Origin of the sequence: Sphingomonas azotifigens NBRC 15497, from assembly GCF_002091475.1 — a bacterium.
In the GTDB taxonomy this organism is placed as follows: Bacteria; Pseudomonadota; Alphaproteobacteria; order Sphingomonadales; family Sphingomonadaceae; genus Sphingomonas; species Sphingomonas azotifigens.
In genome coordinates this window covers 51,613-69,194 of the sequence record NZ_BCTR01000022.1, presented here as the reverse complement: position 1 = coordinate 69,194, position 17,582 = coordinate 51,613, and the positions used below count along the sequence as shown (strand labels likewise).

At 67.7% G+C, this 17,582-nt stretch carries 20 protein-coding genes; 11 read left to right on the top strand and 9 right to left on the bottom strand.

What is annotated here, in order from left to right; genetic code table 11:
- On the bottom strand, positions 1 to 1,609 hold a 1,609-nt coding region (locus SAZ01S_RS10100), incomplete at its 3' end, for a proline dehydrogenase family protein (protein WP_245824753.1).
- A gap of 129 nt (positions 1,610 to 1,738) precedes the next feature.
- On the opposite strand from SAZ01S_RS10100, the gene SAZ01S_RS10095 reads away from it, so the two are divergent.
- The 6 genes from SAZ01S_RS10095 (at position 1,739) to SAZ01S_RS10070 (ending at position 6,066) form a co-directional block, all read left to right on the top strand.
- A complete protein-coding gene (locus SAZ01S_RS10095; protein ID WP_084582148.1) occupies positions 1,739 to 2,197 on the top strand; it encodes a MaoC family dehydratase in 459 nt (152 codons plus the stop codon).
- Between the two features lie 142 nt (positions 2,198 to 2,339).
- Positions 2,340 to 3,515, top strand: coding sequence for an acetyl-CoA C-acyltransferase (locus SAZ01S_RS10090; RefSeq protein ID WP_084582147.1), 1,176 nt, complete (start codon positions 2,340 to 2,342; stop codon positions 3,513 to 3,515).
- A 41-nt stretch (positions 3,516 to 3,556) separates the two neighbouring features.
- The gene (locus tag SAZ01S_RS10085) at positions 3,557 to 4,048 is read left to right on the top strand and encodes a DUF805 domain-containing protein (RefSeq protein ID WP_084582146.1); all 492 of its coding nucleotides are present in this window, start codon (positions 3,557 to 3,559) and stop codon (positions 4,046 to 4,048) included.
- A gap of 103 nt (positions 4,049 to 4,151) precedes the next feature.
- Positions 4,152 to 5,102 carry a glucokinase gene (locus SAZ01S_RS10080; protein WP_084582145.1) on the top strand — a complete coding sequence of 317 codons (951 nt, stop codon included), beginning with the start codon at positions 4,152 to 4,154 and terminating at the stop codon, positions 5,100 to 5,102.
- A gap of 47 nt (positions 5,103 to 5,149) precedes the next feature.
- The gene (locus SAZ01S_RS10075; RefSeq protein ID WP_084582144.1) at positions 5,150 to 5,629 is read left to right on the top strand and encodes a pyridoxamine 5'-phosphate oxidase family protein; all 480 of its coding nucleotides are present in this window, start codon (positions 5,150 to 5,152) and stop codon (positions 5,627 to 5,629) included.
- Between the two features lie 68 nt (positions 5,630 to 5,697).
- Positions 5,698 to 6,066 carry a YkvA family protein gene (locus tag SAZ01S_RS10070; RefSeq protein WP_084582143.1) on the top strand — a complete coding sequence of 123 codons (369 nt, stop codon included), beginning with the start codon at positions 5,698 to 5,700 and terminating at the stop codon, positions 6,064 to 6,066.
- 141 nt (positions 6,067 to 6,207) lie between these two features.
- On the opposite strand, the gene SAZ01S_RS10065 is transcribed toward SAZ01S_RS10070, so the two are convergent.
- Both SAZ01S_RS10065 and SAZ01S_RS10060 read right to left on the bottom strand, forming a co-directional pair.
- Complete coding sequence (locus SAZ01S_RS10065) at positions 6,208 to 7,374, bottom strand: mechanosensitive ion channel family protein (RefSeq protein ID WP_084582142.1); 1,167 nt, start codon at positions 7,372 to 7,374, stop codon at positions 6,208 to 6,210.
- Positions 7,375 to 7,383: 9 nt separating this feature from the next.
- Positions 7,384 to 8,400 (bottom strand): DNA topoisomerase IB, encoded by a 1,017-nt coding sequence (locus tag SAZ01S_RS10060; protein WP_084582141.1) that lies wholly within the window; start codon positions 8,398 to 8,400, stop codon positions 7,384 to 7,386.
- 116 nt (positions 8,401 to 8,516) lie between these two features.
- On the opposite strand from SAZ01S_RS10060, the gene SAZ01S_RS10055 reads away from it, so the two are divergent.
- Positions 8,517 to 9,068, top strand: a complete 552-nt coding sequence (locus SAZ01S_RS10055) for a type 1 glutamine amidotransferase domain-containing protein (protein ID WP_084582140.1) — start codon at positions 8,517 to 8,519, stop codon at positions 9,066 to 9,068.
- On the opposite strand, the gene SAZ01S_RS10050 is transcribed toward SAZ01S_RS10055, so the two are convergent.
- Genes SAZ01S_RS10050 through SAZ01S_RS24025 form a run of 3 tightly spaced genes read right to left on the bottom strand, consistent with a single transcriptional unit; the run spans position 9,019 to position 11,598 of the window.
- Entirely contained in the window at positions 9,019 to 10,107 is a 1,089-nt protein-coding gene (locus SAZ01S_RS10050) for an acyltransferase family protein (RefSeq protein WP_084582151.1), read from the bottom strand. The two genes, SAZ01S_RS10055 and SAZ01S_RS10050, sit on opposite strands and share 50 nt — an antisense overlap.
- The gene (locus SAZ01S_RS10045; RefSeq protein WP_084582139.1) at positions 10,104 to 11,453 is read right to left on the bottom strand and encodes a putative O-glycosylation ligase, exosortase A system-associated; all 1,350 of its coding nucleotides are present in this window, start codon (positions 11,451 to 11,453) and stop codon (positions 10,104 to 10,106) included. The genes SAZ01S_RS10050 and SAZ01S_RS10045 overlap by 4 nt, the downstream gene beginning before the upstream one ends.
- Positions 11,446 to 11,598 (bottom strand): hypothetical protein, encoded by a 153-nt coding sequence (locus tag SAZ01S_RS24025; protein WP_167693131.1) that lies wholly within the window; start codon positions 11,596 to 11,598, stop codon positions 11,446 to 11,448. Before SAZ01S_RS24025 ends, SAZ01S_RS10045 begins: the two co-directional genes overlap by 8 nt.
- A gap of 82 nt (positions 11,599 to 11,680) precedes the next feature.
- Between SAZ01S_RS24025 and SAZ01S_RS10040 the strand changes: the two genes are divergently transcribed.
- Positions 11,681 to 12,883, top strand: coding sequence for a TIGR04063 family PEP-CTERM/XrtA system glycosyltransferase (locus tag SAZ01S_RS10040; RefSeq protein WP_084582138.1), 1,203 nt, complete (start codon positions 11,681 to 11,683; stop codon positions 12,881 to 12,883).
- A 34-nt stretch (positions 12,884 to 12,917) separates the two neighbouring features.
- Positions 12,918 to 13,646, top strand: a complete 729-nt coding sequence (locus SAZ01S_RS10035) for a hypothetical protein (protein ID WP_084582137.1) — start codon at positions 12,918 to 12,920, stop codon at positions 13,644 to 13,646.
- Between the two features lie 13 nt (positions 13,647 to 13,659).
- Here the strand turns inward: SAZ01S_RS10035 and SAZ01S_RS10030 are convergent, their stop codons facing one another.
- Both SAZ01S_RS10030 and SAZ01S_RS10025 read right to left on the bottom strand, forming a co-directional pair.
- Entirely contained in the window at positions 13,660 to 13,893 is a 234-nt protein-coding gene (locus tag SAZ01S_RS10030; RefSeq protein ID WP_139810020.1) for a hypothetical protein, read from the bottom strand.
- A gap of 35 nt (positions 13,894 to 13,928) precedes the next feature.
- Positions 13,929 to 14,159 carry a hypothetical protein gene (locus tag SAZ01S_RS10025; RefSeq protein WP_084582135.1) on the bottom strand — a complete coding sequence of 77 codons (231 nt, stop codon included), beginning with the start codon at positions 14,157 to 14,159 and terminating at the stop codon, positions 13,929 to 13,931.
- A gap of 89 nt (positions 14,160 to 14,248) precedes the next feature.
- Between SAZ01S_RS10025 and SAZ01S_RS10020 the strand changes: the two genes are divergently transcribed.
- Together SAZ01S_RS10020 and SAZ01S_RS10015 are read left to right on the top strand one after the other, a co-directional pair.
- Positions 14,249 to 14,866: a S24 family peptidase gene (locus SAZ01S_RS10020; protein WP_084582134.1), complete on the top strand. Its 618-nt coding sequence runs from the start codon at positions 14,249 to 14,251 to the stop codon at positions 14,864 to 14,866.
- Complete coding sequence (locus tag SAZ01S_RS10015) at positions 14,863 to 15,483, top strand: class I SAM-dependent methyltransferase (protein ID WP_084582133.1); 621 nt, start codon at positions 14,863 to 14,865, stop codon at positions 15,481 to 15,483. Before SAZ01S_RS10020 ends, SAZ01S_RS10015 begins: the two co-directional genes overlap by 4 nt.
- Before the next feature lie 36 nt (positions 15,484 to 15,519).
- Here SAZ01S_RS10015 and SAZ01S_RS10010 read toward each other — a convergent pair whose 3' ends face one another.
- Positions 15,520 to 17,547, bottom strand: a complete 2,028-nt coding sequence (locus SAZ01S_RS10010) for a M13 family metallopeptidase (protein ID WP_084582132.1) — start codon at positions 17,545 to 17,547, stop codon at positions 15,520 to 15,522.
- Positions 17,548 to 17,582: the final 35 nt, after the last annotated feature.

Genomic DNA, 17,582 nt, shown 5'->3' with positions numbered 1-17,582 from the left:
ATGAACTGGGAGCGAATCCGGCGCTTGAGGCGGAGTGCCCCACCCCAACCCCTCCCCTGAAGGGGAGGGGCTTAGAAGCAATCGCCGCCGCGGTATCCGCCAAAATCGTCCGCTCGGCGAGATCAATCCCGCCCGAATTCTTCCACGCGCCGAACAGCTCCACCGGTAGCGGAATGCTCGGGTGCCGCGTACCGCCCACCGCTGCGATCTTCTCCACCGGATCGGCGAGCAGCTCGGCCTCGCTCAGCTGCTCGTCGGCAAGCTGGTGGACGAAGCTGGAGTTCGCGCCGTTCTCCAGCAGGCGGCGGACCAGGTACGCCAGCAGGTCGCGGTGTCCACCCACCGGCGCGTAGATCCGGCAGTGATAGCCCTGCTCGTTGACCAGCCGCTCGTACAGCCCTTCGCCCATGCCGTGGAGGCGCTGGAACTCGAAGTCACGGGCATCGCCCGCCCAGTCGAGGATGGTGGCGACGGTCAGCGCATTGTGGCTGGCGAAGGCGGGTACGATGTTCCGGGCCGCGAGCATGTCGCGCGCGCAGGCGAGGTAGGAGACGTCGGTCGCCGCCTTGCGGGTGAACAGCGGGTAATCGGACAGGCCTTCCACCTGGGTGCGCTTGATCTCGCTGTCCCAATAGGCGCCCTTGACCAGCCGGACATGCATCGGCCGGCCGAGATCATCGGCCCAGCCGATCACCGCGCGGGCGCGCTTGCCATAGGCCTGCACCGCCATGCCGAAGCCGTTCCAGCCCTTGAGCTCCGGCCGGCGGGCAACCGAGCCGATGATGTCGAGGCTCATCTCCAGCCGCTCGCTCTCCTCGGCGTCGACGGTGAGCGGGATGCCCTGCGCCGCCGATTCCGAGGCGAGCTGCGCCAGCATGTCGGTGAGTTCCGGCACGCAGCGATCATATTGCGCGACTTCGTAGCGCGGGTGGAGCGCGGAGAGCTTCACCGAGATCGAATGCCCTGCCTTGGGATCACGCCCGACCGCGCGGATCGCCTGGAAATAGGCCTCGAAATAGCGCTCGGCATCGGCCTTGGTGCGCGCGGCCTCGCCCAGCATGTCGAAGCTGGCGGTGAACCCCTTGTTCTCGGGCTTCTTCATCCGCTTCATCGCCTCGTCGATGGTGCGGCCCATCACGAAGACCTCGCCCATCCGCTTCATCGCGGCGCCCACCGCCTGGCGGACGAAGGGCTCGCCGGCGCGCGAGATCAGACGGCGCAGCGCCCCCGTCTTCTCGTCGCCGACCAGCGCGCGGCCCAACATCAGGCCCCAGGTCGCCGAATTCACCAGCACCGAGTTGGACTTACCCGAATGTGCCTTCCAGTCGGCATCGCCGATCTTGTCGGCGATCAGCAGGTCGGCGGTTTCGGGATCGGGCACGCGCAGGAACGCCTCGGCGAGGCTGAGCAGCGCAACGCCCTCGGACGAGTTCAGCCGATATTCCTGGAGGAACTGGTTCACCCAGCCGCGGTTCTGCGCAGCGCGCAGGTCGGCGAGCAGCGCGAGGGCATGATCCATCACTCGCTCGCGCGAATCAGCGGTGAGTCGCGCCCGCTCCAGCAGCGGTTTTAGAACATCGGGTTCGGCCGCACGGTGCAGTTTGGCCATCGATTCGCGGTGGTGTGACGGTACGGCAGTCGGCATTTTCCAGTTTCCGGTCGGCTAAAGCTTGCAGCGGGGCGGGTGGCCCCCTTAGATATGGCGAGCTATGAAAGATAATTACGCGAGAGGATAGTGTTGGCTGCGACCGTCGCCCCGCAGGAATTGGCCGAACGGATCGGCGCCGAGCATGTCTCGGACTGGGTGGAGGTCACCCAGGCGATGATCGACCAGTTCGCGGCAGCGACCGGCGACCATCAGTTCATCCATGTCGATCCGGTGCGCGCGGCGAAGACGGTGTTCGGCGGCACGATCGCGCATGGCTTTCTGTCGCTGTCGCTCATGCCGATGCTCGCCGAACGCGCCGCCATCCCGGCGATCGAGGGCATGCGGATGGGCGTGAACTATGGGGGGAACAAGGTCCGGTTCCTCACCCCGGTGCGCTCCGGCAAGCGGGTGCGCGGGCGGTTCACGCTCAGGAAGTTCGTCGAGCGCCAGCCCGGCGTGTGGGAACAGGTGCAGGACTATGTGCTGGAGATCGAAGGCGAGGAGAAGCCGGCGCTGATCGCCGAGTGGATCGCGTTGTTCTATGTTTGAAGTTCAAAAAGCCCCTCCCCTTCAGGGGAGGGGTTGGGGGTGGGGGATGATGGATCCGCCAGCCCGCAACTTACAGAATAGTCCCCACCCCAACCCCTCCCCTGAAGGGGAGGGGCTTAAGAATTAGCAAGAGAGGAACCCTATGCGCTCCGCAGTCATCGTTTCCACCGCCCGCACGGGCATCGGCCGGGCCTATCGCGGGGCGTTCAACGCCACCCCGGCGCCGACGCTGGGCGCGCACGCGATCCGCGCCGCGGTCGAGCGGGCCGGCATCGAGCCGGGCCAGGTCGACGATGTCGTGTTCGGCGCCGCGCTTCAGCAGGGCAGCCAGGCGCCCAACATCGCCCGCCTCGCGCTGCTCCGCGCGGGCCTGCCGGTCGACGTGCCAGGCATGTCGATCGACCGCCAGTGCGCCTCGGGCCTGATGGCGATCGCGACGGCGGCCAAGCAGATCGTCGTCGACAATATGGACATCACGCTCGGCGGCGGCGTCGAATCGATCAGCCTCGTCCAGACTCCGCAGATGCGCGTCGAACCCGATCGCGAGCTGATCGCGCTGCACAACGATACCTATATGCCGATGCTCCAGACCGCCGAAGTGGTCGCCGCGCGCTACGGCATCGGTCGGGATCGCTGCGACGAATATGCCTTCCAGTCGCAGCAGCGCACCGCCGCCGCCCAGGCCGCGGGCAAGTTCGACGACGAGATCGTGCCCGTCACTGCGACGATGAACGTCGTCAACAAGGAGACCAAGGAGGTCTCGCAAAAGGAGATCACCCTCGCCAAGGACGAGGGCAATCGCCCCGAAACCACACTGGAGGGCCTGCAGGCGCTGCAGACCGTCCTGCCCAACGGCACCGTCACCGCGGGCAATGCCAGCCAGCTGTCCGACGGTTCCTCGGCCGCGGTGCTGATGGAGGAGAAGATCGCCGAGCAGCGCGGCCTCACCCCGCTCGGCCGCTATGTCGGCATGGCGGTGGCGGGCACCAAGCCCGACGAGATGGGTATCGGCCCGGTCTATGCGATCCCCAAGCTGCTCGAGCGCTTCAACCTGAAGATGGAGGATATCGGCCTGTGGGAGCTCAACGAGGCATTCGCCGTGCAGGTGCTCTACTGCCGCGACAAGCTGGGCATCCCCAACGAGCTGCTGAACGTCAACGGCGGCGCGATCTCGATCGGCCACCCCTATGGCATGTCGGGTGCACGCATGACCGGCCATGCGCTGATCGAGGGCAAGCGCCGCGGCGCGAAATATGTCGTGGTCACGATGTGCATCGGCGGCGGCATGGGCGCGGCGGGTCTTTTCGAGACTCTGTAAGGGGTTGACCGGAGGGTGCGGCGCGCTGCACCCTCCCTCCCATGACAGCAGCCAGCTATCGCGACGGGGTGTCGCTGCAGACCGGCCTCCGCGCCATCGGCCAGAGCTTCGTGTTCCACGGCCGCTCGACGCGCAGCGAACTGACCAGTGCGCTGATCCTGATCGCGATCGGTGAGCTGGTGCTGTTCCTCGCCTTCCACTTCTTCCACCCGCCGACGCCGCTCAACGTCACGGTCTTCTGGCGCCGTGTCGCGGTCGAAGAGGGGCTGGCATTGCTGCTGTTCGTGCCGCTGATCGGGCTGATCGTGCGGCGGCTGCACGATGTCGGCCTGCCCGCGATCCCCGGGCTGCTGCTCGCGGCGATCGGCGTGGCCGGCGAGCTGGACCGGACCCAGGTCGCTATCGGCCTCCATCCCGGCGTGCCGATGCTGCCCGCAGCGGGGCAGGTGGCGCTGCTCGTGCTGGCGGTGGCGCTGTACTGGTCGCCCGCGCTCGGCATCAATCGTTTCGGCGGTGACCCCCGACGGGCATGATGAAATACACGGGGATCCGGTTTAATTATTGCTCCGTTCACCATTGTTAGCGATATCGCTGCAACGAGCTCCGAAAAGCGGGCCGGCAGGGAGAGTGAAGGCAATGGAAGAGGGCGTTGCACTGATCGCCGATATTGGCCGACAATCGGTCCGCTTCGGTCTCGCCGGCGGTGCGGACGGGCCCGAGCCTCGCGAGATCAAACGTTTTTCCAACAATGACCATCAGACCTTCACAAGTGCGCTGGTAACCTATCTTGCCGGCGTGGGTCTCCGCGACGCACGGCTGCCGAGCGTGCTCGCGGTGGCCGGCGCGGTGCGGGGCGACCTGATCAACCTGACCGGCAGCCGCTGGTACATTTCGCTGAGCGGTGTCGAGGCGGTGCTGCGCGAAAAGCCGCTGGCGCTGAACGAATGCGCGGCCAACGCGCTGGCACTCACGCGTCTGCCGCCGACAGCGTTTACCGCGCTGTCCGGTCCAGCCCCGCGCCCGATCGCGACCAGCGGCAACTATGCCGTGATCGGCGTCGGCACTGGCTTGGGCGTGGCTGCGCTGATCAGTGCCGATGGCCATCACGTGCCGGTGCAGAGCGAGGCGGGGCATATCGGCTTTGCCCCGCAGACCGGCGAGGAGGAGCGCTTCGTCGCCTTCTGCAAGGCACGGGGCATGCTGGTCGAGGTGGAGACGCTGTTGAGCGCAAACGGACTGATGCTCGCCTATGAAGCGCTGTCTGGCGGCAAGCGGCTGCCGGCGCCCGAGGACGTGACGCGCAACATCGCCCGCGATCCCATTGCCGCCGCTGTGGTGCGAATGTTCGTCGAGCATCTCGGCGCGTTCGTCGGCGACCTGGCGCTCACCTTCGACGCCTGGGACGGCGTGTACCTGACCGGCGCGATCGCGCGGGCGCTGGAGCCGCAGCTGAAGGAACCGGGCTTCCGCCGGCGGATGGAGGCGCGGATCGCCTTTCGCCGCCAGCTCGCCGAGACGCCGGTGGCGCTGGTCAACCGCAGCGATCTCGAACTGATCGGCGCTGCTGCCGCGATCCGGAACGCCTGAGCGGACCTGCACGTTACCCGATCGTAGCCAAACTCCGGGAGACGATCATGGCCGACACGGTCGAACTGAAGCAGCATTTCTGGTCGAAGCTGGCGGACAGCCCCTTCATGATGGCGGGCCTGCAGGACGGCCAGCACAGCGAGCCGCTGACCGCGCAGCTCGACGAGGACCAGGTCGACACGATCTTCTTCTTCATCGGCAAGGACAATCGCATGGCCAAGGGCGGCCCCGCGATGCTCCAGTTCGTGTCCAAGGGGCATGACTTCTTCGCCTGCCTCTCGGGCACCGCGCGCGTAGACAACGACTTCGCGATGATCGACAAGCTGTGGAACAGCCAGGTCGAAGCCTGGTTTCCGGGCGGCAAGCAGGACCCGAACCTCGCGCTGCTCCGCGTCGACATCGACGATGCCGAGCTGTGGGAGACCGACATGTCGCTCACCGGCAAGGTGAAGATGCTGTTCGGCGGCAAGATCAAGTCGGACGAGACCGGCAGCCACGCCAAGGTCGAGACGACCGCGGAACGTTGAACGCGCATTGACCACCCCCGCGCGCAAGCGCGATTGACCAGCGCACGCGGCTGGGCGATCCAAGGGCAATGGGTCCTTCGCTCGCTCACCGCGTCCGCACCGAGGCGCATGCCGTATGGCTCGCCATCCGCGATCCGCGCACGCCGCTGGCGGCGCGAATCGTCGGCGTTCTGGTCGCAGCCTATGCGCTGTCGCCGATCGACCTCATTCCCGATTTCATCCCCGTGCTCGGGCTGGTGGACGACGCCATCCTGATCCCGCTCGGCGTGTGGCTGTTCGAGCGGCTGATCCCGGCGGAGCAGTTCGCCGAGCACCGCGTCGCGGCGGAGGCGGCGAGCGCGCGGCCGGTGAGCTGGGGCGGCATCGCGATCGTGCTGGGTCTGTGGGCGCTGTTGGCCTGGGCCGTGTGGAGCTGGCTGGTGACGAAGTACGATTGAGGGGCAGATGGCCTGACCCTCAGCAGTCGTCATCCCCGCGAAGGCGGGGATCCATTGGCGCTGAATCCTCGATTCCAGCCCCCAGCGTCCTGGCAAATGGATTCCCGCCTTCGCGGGAATGACGGCTGGGGGTGTTGGAAGTCAGCGCTCGCCCTCTTCCTTGTCCGCCCGCATCACCGGCGTCACCTCCGGATAGGGCATGATCAACCGCCCGTCGGGCGCGGCGGTGAAGGTGGTCTGGGTCGGGTAGGGGATGCTGATGCCTTCTTCCGCCAGCTTGCGGACGATCGCGATCAGGATGCGATCGCGCGTCGGATGGCCGACATCCCAGCTGCCCGTCGCGACCTCGGCGATCAGCTCGTAATCGATCGAGCTCGCACCGAAGCCCGAAAAGCCGTTGCGCACCGCGGTCGCGCCGTTGGCCTCCACAATCTCCTTGAACATCTCCGGCAGCCGCTCGAGCTTCTCCGGCGGTGTCTCATAGGCCACGCCGATCTTGAAGGGCAGCCGGATGCGCGTCCGGTCGGTGAGGTTCTGCAGCTCCTTGTCGAGCAGCTGGCGGTTCGAGATGATGTGCATCTCGCCGTCGAACGAGCGCACCCGGGTGGACTTCAGGCCGATTTCGGCAACCGTGCCGCTGGTCTGGTCGAACTTGATATTGTCGCCAACGCGAAAGGGGCGGGTGAAGAGGATCGACAGCGCCGCGATCAGGTCCCCGAAAATGCCCTGCGCCGCCAGACCGATGGCGATACCGCCGACGCCGAGACCGGCGATCAGGCCGGTGACGTTCACTCCGAGATTGCCGAGCACCATCACCAGCGCGATCGCGAACAGTGCGATCGAGATCAGCAGCCGGATGATGCCGATGGCGCTCGCCAGACTGTCGCTCGGATTATCGCCCCGGGTGCGATGCTCGATCAGCCCGAAGACGATTTCGCGGATCCAGATTGCGACCTGGAAGGTCACCGCGATGGTGAACAGGAAGGTGATCGTCTTGTCGAGCAGCGGCGGGGTCTCCGCCACATTCACGACGAGCCGGATCGCCAGCGTCACGATGAAGAAGTTGTTGGTCCGCGCGATGGTGCGGCCGAAGATCGTGTACCAGTTGGTGCCGCCGCCCTCGCTGTTGCGGCACAGCCGCATGCCCCAGCGCCGCAGCGTGTGGAGGACCAGCGCGATGCCGATCGCGATCCCGGTGGCGACCAGAATGCTCAGCCAGTGGTCGGCGATCCAGTCGGGCGTATCGCCGACGAAAGTCGCGAGCTGGCGTTGAAAATGGGTGGGCTTTGCGCTTGCGGTAATCAGCATCGGGTCTCGTCAGGCTGCCTTGGCGGGCTGTTCGGCCGGATCGGTCTCCAGGAAGACGATCAGGCCGCGTTCGTAGCGGTCGAGGTACTGCGTCGTGCGGGGCAGGCGCAACCCGGCGCGGAACAGTGCTTGCGCAGGCTTGTCGCGCGCGAGTTCGATCAGTCGCGGGTGGACATAGGATTTGCGCGCGATGGCGGGGGTATTGCCCAGCGCCTCGGTGACGGGTTCGAGCAGGGTCTTGAGCCCGATCGGCTCGGGCGCCTGCGCCAGCGTGCGATAGGCGATGACGCTCGCGCCCCAGGTTCGGAAATGCTTGGCGCTGAACGGCGCGTCCATCGCCTCGCGAATATAGGCGTTGACGTCGCTGGAGGTGACCGGGTGCGCCTCGCCGGCATCATCTATCCAGCGGAACAGGTGCTGGCCGGGCAGATCCTGGCAGCGCTTGACGAAGCGGCTGAGCGATTTGTCCGAAACGGTCATCACCCGCAGCTTGCCCGATTTGGCGCGGAACTGGAGCTTGAGCGTGCCGCCCGCCACCTTCACATGGCGCTTGCGCAGCGTGGTGGCGCCGAAGCTCTTGTTCTCCTGCGCATAGGTCTCGTTGCCGACGCGGATCGAGCCGAGGTCGAGCAGGCGGACGACGGCCGCCACGGCCTTGTCCTTGCACAGCCCGCGCAGCCGCAGATCGGCCTCCACCTTGCGGCGCAGCCGCGGGAGGCGCTCGCCGAACATGCCGCAGCGATCATATTTCGCCGCCTCCTGCGCCTCGCGGAAGCCGGTGTGGTAGCGATATTGCTTGCGGCCGCGCGCGTCATAGCCGGTCGCCTGGATATGGCCGTTGGGATCGGGGCAGAACCAGGCATTCTCATAGGCCGGCGGCAGGCCGATCGCGTTCAGCCGGTCGATTTCGTCGCGGTCGGTGATGCGGGTGCCGTCCGCGTCGAAATAGCCCCAGCCGTGGCGCATCTTGCGCCGGGTGATGCCGGGGGCCTGGTCTTCGACATAGACGATGTCGGCGCTGTCCATCGCGGTTCCTTGGGGCAGAGCCTAGGCAAATGCGCCGCAGCAACAATTCGTTCCGGAACAAGGGGCAGGGGCTCCGGGTTGGCCCGGCATAATCCGAACACGGGAAAGGATGCCCCATGGCCAATCTGCAGAATGCGCGCGTGCTGATGCTCGCGACCGACGGCTTCGAGGAATCGGAGCTGTTCGAACCGCGCCAGGCGCTGCTCGACGCCGGCGCGCAGGTGACGCTCGCCTCGATCAAGACCGATCCGATCACCGGCGAAAGCGGCGGCGAGAAGGGCAAGAGCATCACGCCGGACACGACGCTCGACCAGGTCGAGCTCGATCAGTTCGATGCGCTGGTGCTGCCGGGCGGCGTCGGCAATCCGGACAAGCTGCGGATGGAGCCCAAGGCGGTCGAGATCGCCCGCAGCTTCATCGATTCGCAGCGGCTGGTCGCCGCGATCTGCCATGCGCCGTGGCTGCTCGCCGAGGCGGATGTGGTCGCCGGCCGACGGCTGACCAGCTGGCCCTCGATCCGCACCGATCTCGCCAATGCCGGTGCCGATGTGGTCGACGAGGAAGTGGTGACCGACGGCAACCTGATTACCAGCCGCAAGCCGGACGACATCCCCGCGTTCAACCGCGCGGTAATCGCGGCGCTGGAAGAGGTGACGGCGCCCGCCTGAGCCCAAGGCGGTTGATCCAGCGCTGCGCGGGGCGCTCCACCCAGCGGCGGAGCGCCACCGATGCGGCTAGTACCAGCAGCAGGTAACACGCTGCGAGCGGCCAGCCGATGGTCGCGGTGCGGACGAAGGCGAGCTTGAAGACGAACCACAGCAGGAAGTGGCTGAGATAGGTGGCGTAGCTGATCTCGCCGAGGCGGTGGAGCAGCGCGCCTTCGAGCGGATTGCCCGGACGCCCTGCCGTTAGCGCCAGTGCCAACAGCAGCGCGGCGAGGGCTGCGGGAACAGTCAGCGTTTCCGGTACGCCCAGACGCCAGGCCATTCCAAACAGCGCCGCGGTGCCGAAGCTGGCGAGGACGGCGCGGCCTTCGCGCCAGCGCTGCCAAAGGGCGTGGAGCAGCGTGCCGGTCGCGAACTCCAACAGGCAGCGGACGACGCCGAGATGCGGAATGTCCCGCCCCAGCGTGTCGGCACCGCGTAGCGCGAAGGCCGCGCCCAACCCCAGCAGCAGCAGCGCGATCGCGCCGATAAGGACGGGTGTCGTCATGCGGCGCCAGTCGATGGCCATCACCCAGAGTGGGAACAGGAGGTATGCCGCCAGCTCGCACGAGATCGACCAGGCGGGATCGTTCCACCGCAGCGGATCGGCGAAGCCCCAGGCCTGGACGAGCAACAGATGCGCCGGCAGCTCGGGCAGGGGGAATTCGGGCGCCGGACGCCCGCTGGCGGTTAGGATCAGCAGCAGCAGCACCGCGAAGCCGAGCATCGTCGCGTGCAGCGGCCAGATCCGTGCCACCCGCCTGCGCAGGAAATCGGGCACCGCCGCCGGTCCACCGGCACGCAATCGCTCGCCATGGCTGAGCGCCAGCACGAAGCCGGACAGCAGGAAGAAGAAGTCGACCGCGAGATAGCCCTTTGCGAGGACTGTCTCGGCCATAGCGGGGAGCGCCGCGAGCGCACCGCGCAGATGGAAGAGCACCACCCACCATGCGGCGATCCCGCGCGCCGAGGTGAGCGCGCGCAGTTCGGTCCGGTCGCTCATGCGGTGGCGGCGCGCGCCTTGCGCAGCGGCCGCCAGTCCGCCGCGGCGCGTTTGCGGGCGCAATAGGTGTCCAGCCCGATCTGCGCGCCGATCAGCATGTAGACGAACGGCTGGAAGGCGATCGCCACGAACGCTGCGCCGAGCAGATAGACGATATGGCCGTTCTGCAGCGCGGCGGCGAGCGGGGCGATCCAGGCCTGGTCGCCCTCGGCGCGGGCATAGCGGCGGCGCAGCACCTCCATCCGGAACAGGCCGGCGAGGTTGATCGCCAGCCACAGCGCGAGGCCGGGATAGCCCTGTTCGCCGAACATCTCGAAATAAGCGCTGTGATAGGCGCGTGCCTTGTCCACCTCCAGCGAGCGGTCGACCACCGCGACGCCGCCCTGGTCCTCCACCGCCACCTTCTCGTAGCGGATCTGGTTCTGGCGATAGGCCTCGAAGCCGCCGCCCAGCGGATGCTCGCGCGCATAGTCCATCGTCCATTGCCATACGGCGAGGCGGGTCGAGGCGGAGGCATCGCCCTTGTAGGTCTTGATCGTCCCCATCCGCTCGGTGAAGGCGGCGGGCAGGAAGGGCAGGGCGACCAGCGCCATCGCCGCGACGACGCCGAGATAATGCAGCTTCTTCTGCGAATCGCGCAGCATCAGCACCGCCACCAGGCCGATGCAGAGCAGCCCGGTGCGCGTCGAGGTGCCGATCGGGATCAGCAGGCAGGCGAAGCACAGCGCATAGGCAAAGGCCTTCATCCGCCAGTCGGGCGCGAAGATCGTGCCGTGGCGGGTGAACCACAGGATCAGCGGCAGGATCGCGATCGCGACGGTGGAGATGGTGCTGCCCTCGTACAGCCCCGAATTGTTCGAGACCATCAGGTTGAGCTCGCCATAGCCGCCGCCCGAAAGGATGGTCTTGATCGCGCCGACGATGATGATCGAGCTGGCTGAGAGGATCATGAACAGCAGCAGCGCCTCGATCCGCAGCCGGGTGCGCAGGGTAAGCGGCAGGAAGGCGGCGAAGGCCAGCGCCTTCCACACCCAGTCCCATTTGTCCTTGGCTTCCACCGGAAAGTCGGCGTGCAGCGTCGTGAACCAGCAATAGCCGATCAGCGTCACGATCATGAGCTGGCGCGGCGCCACCCGCACATCGCGCTTGTCGTCGAACAGCAGGAATCCGCCCAGCGCCAGCGCCGCCGCCATCGCCGAGATCGGCAGCGCATTGAGCAGCAGATAGGTCAGCCGCTGGGGAGCGACGATGTCGATATAGGCATAGACCAGCACGAACAGGAACGGCTTGCGAAAGCCGGTGCCGAAGAACGCCGCGAGAAACAGGACGAAGACATAGTCACGCACCGCGCTTGCCCCAGCGGCCGCGCGGCTTTTTCTTTGCCTCGCCGGGGGCGCCATCCTCGCGATCGAGATCCGGTCGGCGGACCAGCAGGAAAGCCGCCAGCAGCATCAGCCCATGGGTGAGCGCGAGCGAAAGATTGTCGATCATCGGGCGGGCTTTTCCTTCCGCCATCGCTCTAGCCCAGGTGCAGTTGACGTGCCGTTAAGCGCGCCGTGGCATGCAGGCGGGCATGCGAGTCCTGCACCTCCTGGATCACGGCCTGCCGCTCCACAGCGGCTATGCATTCCGCACCCGCGCGATCCTCAAGGCCGAGCGGGCGCGCGGCTGGGAGGTGGCGGCGGTCACCGGCCCGCGCCACGGCCCGGCACCGGCCGCAGAGGAGGAGATCGACGGCCTCCGCTTCTTCCGCACGCGACCGACAAAGCCTGCGCTGCCGGGGATCAGCGAGTGGCGCGAGATCGATGCGTTCGCCCGGCGTATTCACCAGGTGGTGAAGCACTTCCAGCCGGACGTGCTTCATGCCCATTCGCCGGTGCTCTGCGCGCTGGCCGGGCTGCGGGTGCGGCGCTGGACCGGCGTGCCGCTACTGTACGAGATCCGCGCCTTCTGGGAAGATGCCGCGGTCGGCAACGGCACGGGGCGCGAGAACAGCCTGCGCTACCGGGTGACCAAGGCGCTGGAGACGCATGCTGTGCGTCGCGCCGATGCCGTGGCGGTGATCTGCCAAGGCCTGCGCGACGATCTGCTCGCGCGCGGCATCGATCCTGCGAAGATCGCGATCTCGCCCAACGGCGTCGACATGACGCTGTTCGGCGAGCCTTTGCCCTACGACACCGCGCTGGCGGCCGAGCATGGGCTGCAGGGCGCCGAGATCATCGGCTTCATCGGCAGCTTCTACGACTATGAGGGGCTGGACGTGCTGATCGCCGCCATGCCCGCGCTGGTCGCGGCGCGGCCGGCGATGCACCTGCTGCTCGTCGGCGGCGGGCCTGCCGAGGCGGCGCTCCGGGCGCAGGCGGCGGCCTCGCCCGCGGCCGAGCGCATCCACTTTCTGGGCCGGGTGCCGCACGACGTGGTCGAGCGCTATTACAGCCTGATCGACGTGCTGGTCTATCCGCGCAAGCGGATGCGGCTGACCGAACTGGTGACGCCGCTGAAGCCGCTCGAGGCGATGGCGCAGCGGCGACTGGTTGCCGCATCGGATGTCGGCGGCCATCGCGAGCTGATTTCGGACGGCATCACCGGCACTTTGTTTCCAGCAGATGACCCGCTTGCGCTCGCTAACGCACTTGAAAATATTTTTCATGTACGCGATCAATGGGATGTGCGCCGAAACAGGGCCCGCGCGTATATCGAGGCCGAGCGCAACTGGTCTGTAAACATTGCAGTGTATGACGGTTTGTATGAAAACCTTGCCATAAAGATGGCATGAGAACCACGTGGTCGCACACGTATCGGGTGAACGCATGAAGCTGCCGCTCGTACCCCTTGCCGCCGTAACCTTCGGTGGCGCCTCGGCTTTTGTTGCCGCTGCCTTCCCGGCGGTCGCCTTTGGTCACCTTCTTCTGGACGGCGGTGTGAGCGCGCTGTTGCCCGCCGCCCCGGATGCCGGCTGGATGTCCCGGCCGCTGCTGGTGATGGCGACCGGTGCCATCGGCGCGCTCGCCGGGGCGATGCTGGTGCGGGTGACGCGGCCGCGCGCGCCATTGCCGATCCCCGCGAGCCTCGAGCCCTTGCCGATGCCGATCATCCGTCGGGCCGATGCGCATCCCGATCTGGGCCCGTGCCCGCCGCTGCGCGCGGCCCCGGCGCCGGATCTGCCGCCCCGGGACGCGCCCGCGATGCGGGCGGCGCCGGAGGACGTACCGACGGCCGAACGCGCGCTGCCGGCGGATCTCGACCAGCCGCTCGCCGCCTTCGATCCGCAGGCCATCCCGGCGGTGCCGCTCCCGCCGCCCGTGCCGCCGCGCCGCGGCCAGGCGGCCAATGCGGGCTCGCGTGGATCAGTGGGCCGCGACGCCGCCGACCGCCTGGTCCGGCCCGAGACTGACGCCACCGTGCACGCGCTGCTCGAACGCCTCGAACGCGGGGTGGTCCGCCGCAACCAGGTTGCGCAGGCGCGAGGGCGGGCGCGGCCCGAGCGCGACTTGGACGACGCGCTCGCGACGCTGCGGAACCTGGCGCGCCAAGGCTGAAGGCCGGGCGGGATCAGCATTCCTCGACGGTGAGCGCCTCCAGCAAGACGTGTAACCGCCCGCGTTCCACGTCCCGGCTCGCGACGTGCAGATCGGCGACCAGATGCCCTCGCAGCGGCAGGTCCAGTTCCGGCAGCGCGGCGAGCCAAGCATAGGCTGCATCGGTCGCCGCCATCTCCAGCGCGATGCGGTGCCGTGCGCCGGTGAAGCTGACGCTGGCCCAGGGTTCCCAAGCTCCCTCCGACACCGCCAATGTGCACCCCTGTGCAGCCGCCGACGCCATCAGCGCATTTTCGAGCTTCGTCCCGACATCGCGCCGCCGCGCCGCCCGGGCTTCCAGGCCGGCGGGGCGGCGAGGAAGGCGCGCAGCCGGGCTGCCAGTACCGGCCCCGGCACGCGCCCCTGCCGCAGATCGCTGACCAGTCGCGGATCCCCCGCCGCCAGGCGACCGAACCGCGTCGCCGGCATCCGCGTCCGCACCAGGAACGCCTCGATTTCCACCTGCAAGGACATCCATGTCCTCCTCCTTCCGACTCGGATGATCACGATATGTTCTCATCTTGGTCTTGCGTAGGAAAAATCCTAAGTGTAGGAAAGAGGGTATGGAAGCCGATGTGCACAGGGCGAATTTCGCCAAGCTTGTGGCGCAGCGCGGGCTGCGGCTGGCGACGCTATCGCGCGTGCTCGGGCGCAACCCTGCCTATCTCCAGCAATATCTGATGCGCGGGTCGCCGCGTGAATTGCCCGAGCGCGATCGCGCGCGGCTGGCCGAATATCTGGGCGTAGACGAGACGGTGCTGGGCGGGCGGGCGCGGGGCGACCTCGTGCCCGTGCCGCGAATCGATCTGGCGGCATCGGCGGGGCCGGGCGGCTGGGCCGAGGAGGAGACGCTGCAGCTGCCCTTCGCCTTTCCGCCTGCGCTGCTGCGGCAGCTGGGTGTCCGGCCCGAAGCGGCGTCGATGGTGCGCGTGGCAGGCGATTCGATGGCACCGACCCTCAATGACGGCGACGAGATCCTGGTGGACCGCGATCGCTGCCGAATCGATCCGCGCGGCATTTTTGTCGTGCGCGTGGAGGGCGAACTGCTGGTAAAGCGGCTGCGAGCAGCGATCGGCGGCGTCGAGATGGTGAGCGACAATCCCCAGCATCCGGTGCGGCACGTGCGGTCGGGCAGCTTCCAGCTGATCGGGCGGGTGGCGTGGCTGGGCCGTGCGCTGTGACCGATCCGGCCGCGCGCGCCGACTTCATCCGCGCGCACCTGCCGGTGACGCCGGTTCCCGGCATCCCGTCGCTTCGGCTGCACAAGGCGGGGCCGGCGAGCGGGGTGGGGCGGCTTGGCGACGCGGCGCCCTATTGGGCTTATTGGTGGGCAGGCGGGCTGGTGCTCGCGCGCTATCTGCTGGCGCATCCGGAGCAGGTGGCCGGACGCCGAGTCTTCGATCTCGGGGCCGGCTCCGGCCTGGTTGGGATCGCCGCCGCGCGCGCCGGGGCGACACGCGTGGTTGCCTCGGAGATCGACCCGCATGCGCAGGTGGCGATCGCACTCAATGCGGCGCTGAACGACGTGCACGTCGCCGCGATCGAGGGTGACTGTACCGGCGGGGACGTGCCGCCGGTCGATCTGGTGCTGGTCGGCGACGTCTTCTATGCGCCGGACGTGGCCGCCCGCGTGACGGCCTTTCTCGATCGCTGCGTGGCGGCCGGGGTGACGGTGCTCGTCGGGGACCCAGGGCGGGCGCCGCTGCCGGTCGCGCGGCTAACCCTGCTTGCGCAGGACGCGGTGGCGGAAACCGGGACGGCCAGACCCGCCGCGGTCTACGCCTATCATGCGCCGTGAGGTGGCTGCAGGGGGCGCGCGGCCCCCTGCCTGTGCTTACCAGACGTGCACCCGCGCTTCGGGCGCGAGATACAGCGCGTCGCCCGGCTTTACCCCGAACGCGGCATACCAGGCATCCATGTTCCGGACGATGCCGTTGACGCGATACTTGTCCGGGCTGTGCGGATCGGAGAGCAGCTGCGCCCGCACCGCGCCCTCGCGGCCCTTGCCCTGCCAGCTCGCGGCGTAAGCGAGGAAGAAGCGCTGGTCCCCGGTGAGGCCATCGAGCACCTTGGGCTCGCCGTGCCGGGCGACATAGCGGCGATAGGCGGCATAGGCGACTTCCAGGCCGCCCAGATCGGCAAGGTTCTCGCCGAGGGTCAGCTGGCCCTTGATGTGGACGCCGGGGATCGGCTCATACGCGTCGAACTGCTTGACCAGTGCCTGGGCATGGGCGGTGTAGCGTTCGGCGGCCTGTGGGGTCCACCAGTCGCGCAGCTTGCCGCTGGCGTCGAACTGGCGCCCCTCGTCGTCGAAGCCATGGCCCATTTCGTGGCCGATCGTCGCACCGGTCTCGCCATAGTTCACCGCCGGATCGGCGGCGGGATCGAAGAAGGGCGGCTGGAGCTGGGCGGCCGGGAAGGTCACCTGGTTCATCACCGGATCGTAATAGGCGTTCACGGTCTGCGGGGTCATTTCCCACAGCGTGCGATCGACCGGCTTGCCGAGCCGCGACAGCTGCAGCTTCCACTCGAAGTCGTCCGAGGCGAGATCGTTGGCGAGCGGATCGGTGGCGCTGACCGGCATCGAGGCATAGTCGATATACTTGTCCGGATGGCCGATGCGCGGATCGAAGGCGGCGAGCTTGGCGAGGGCTTCCTTGCGGGTGGGTTCGTCCATCCAGGTCGCGCCCTTGATCTTGTCGGCATAGGCGGCGCGGAGATCCTCGACCAGTTCCTTGGACAGCGCCTCGGCCGCCGGGCCCCAGTGGCGCTCGGCGTAGATCTTGCCGATCGCTTCGCCCAGCGCGCCGTTCACGACGCGAACGCCGCGCTTCCAGCGCTCCGACTGCGCCTGCACGTCGCGCAGGGTGTGGCTGTAGAAATCGAACTGTGCGGCGTCGAACGCCTTGGGCAGGAAGGCGGCATGGTCGCTGACGAAGCGGAAGCGCAGCCAGTCCTTCCAGGTTGCGAGCGGCACGTCGCCAAGCCGCTTGGCGGCGGCAGTGACGGCGGTGGTCTCGCGCACGACGACGATCGGCATCTTGGCGAGGCCCTGATGGGCGAGCACCGCATCCCAGTCGAACTCGGGGGCCAGCTTGGCGAGCTGGGCCCGGTTCATCGGATTGTAGGTCTTTTGCGGGTCGCGCCGCGCCTCGGGCGTCCACTGGTCCTTGGCGAGGCTGGTCTCGAGCGTGAGGATCGCATCGGCCTTGGCCTCGGCATCGGGGATGCCGGCAAGCTGCTGGATCTTCACGATATAGGCGCGATAGGCCTTGCGGATCGTCTCGTACTTCTCGCCGGGCAGCAGATAATAATCGCGGGTCGGCAGGCCCAGGCCCGCTTGGCCCGCCATCACGGTGTAGCGGGTCGGATCCTTCTCGTCGGCCGAAATGCCGATGCCGATCGGGCTGGCATAGCCATGGTCGGCCATCAGCAGTTCAAGCCCGCGGCGGTCCTGCACCGCGTCGATGCGGGCGAGATAGGGCTTCAGCGGCGCCGTGCCGCGCGCCTCGATGCCGGCCTGGTCCATGAACGCGTGGTAGAAGGTCGCGACCTGGCGCAGCACCGGATCGCTGGGCGCCGGGCCCGCATCCTCGATCAGCTTGCGGATCTCGACTTCGGTCTCGTCGGGCAGGTCGTAATTATAGCCGATGCGTGCCTTGTCGGCCGGGATCGGCGCGTCGCGGAGCCAGCTGCCCAGCGCATAGCCGTAAAAGTCGTCGCCCGGCTTCACGCTGCGATCCATGGTCGTGAGATCGACGCCCCAAGGGCCGTACTTCGCTTGGGCAGTAGTCTGGGCGAGGGCAGGGGAGGCGAGCAGGGAAGTGCCGAGCAGCAGGGCTGCGAGACGCGCGATACGCATGGAGGGCGGGGTCCTTACTGGGTGATGTAGCTGGC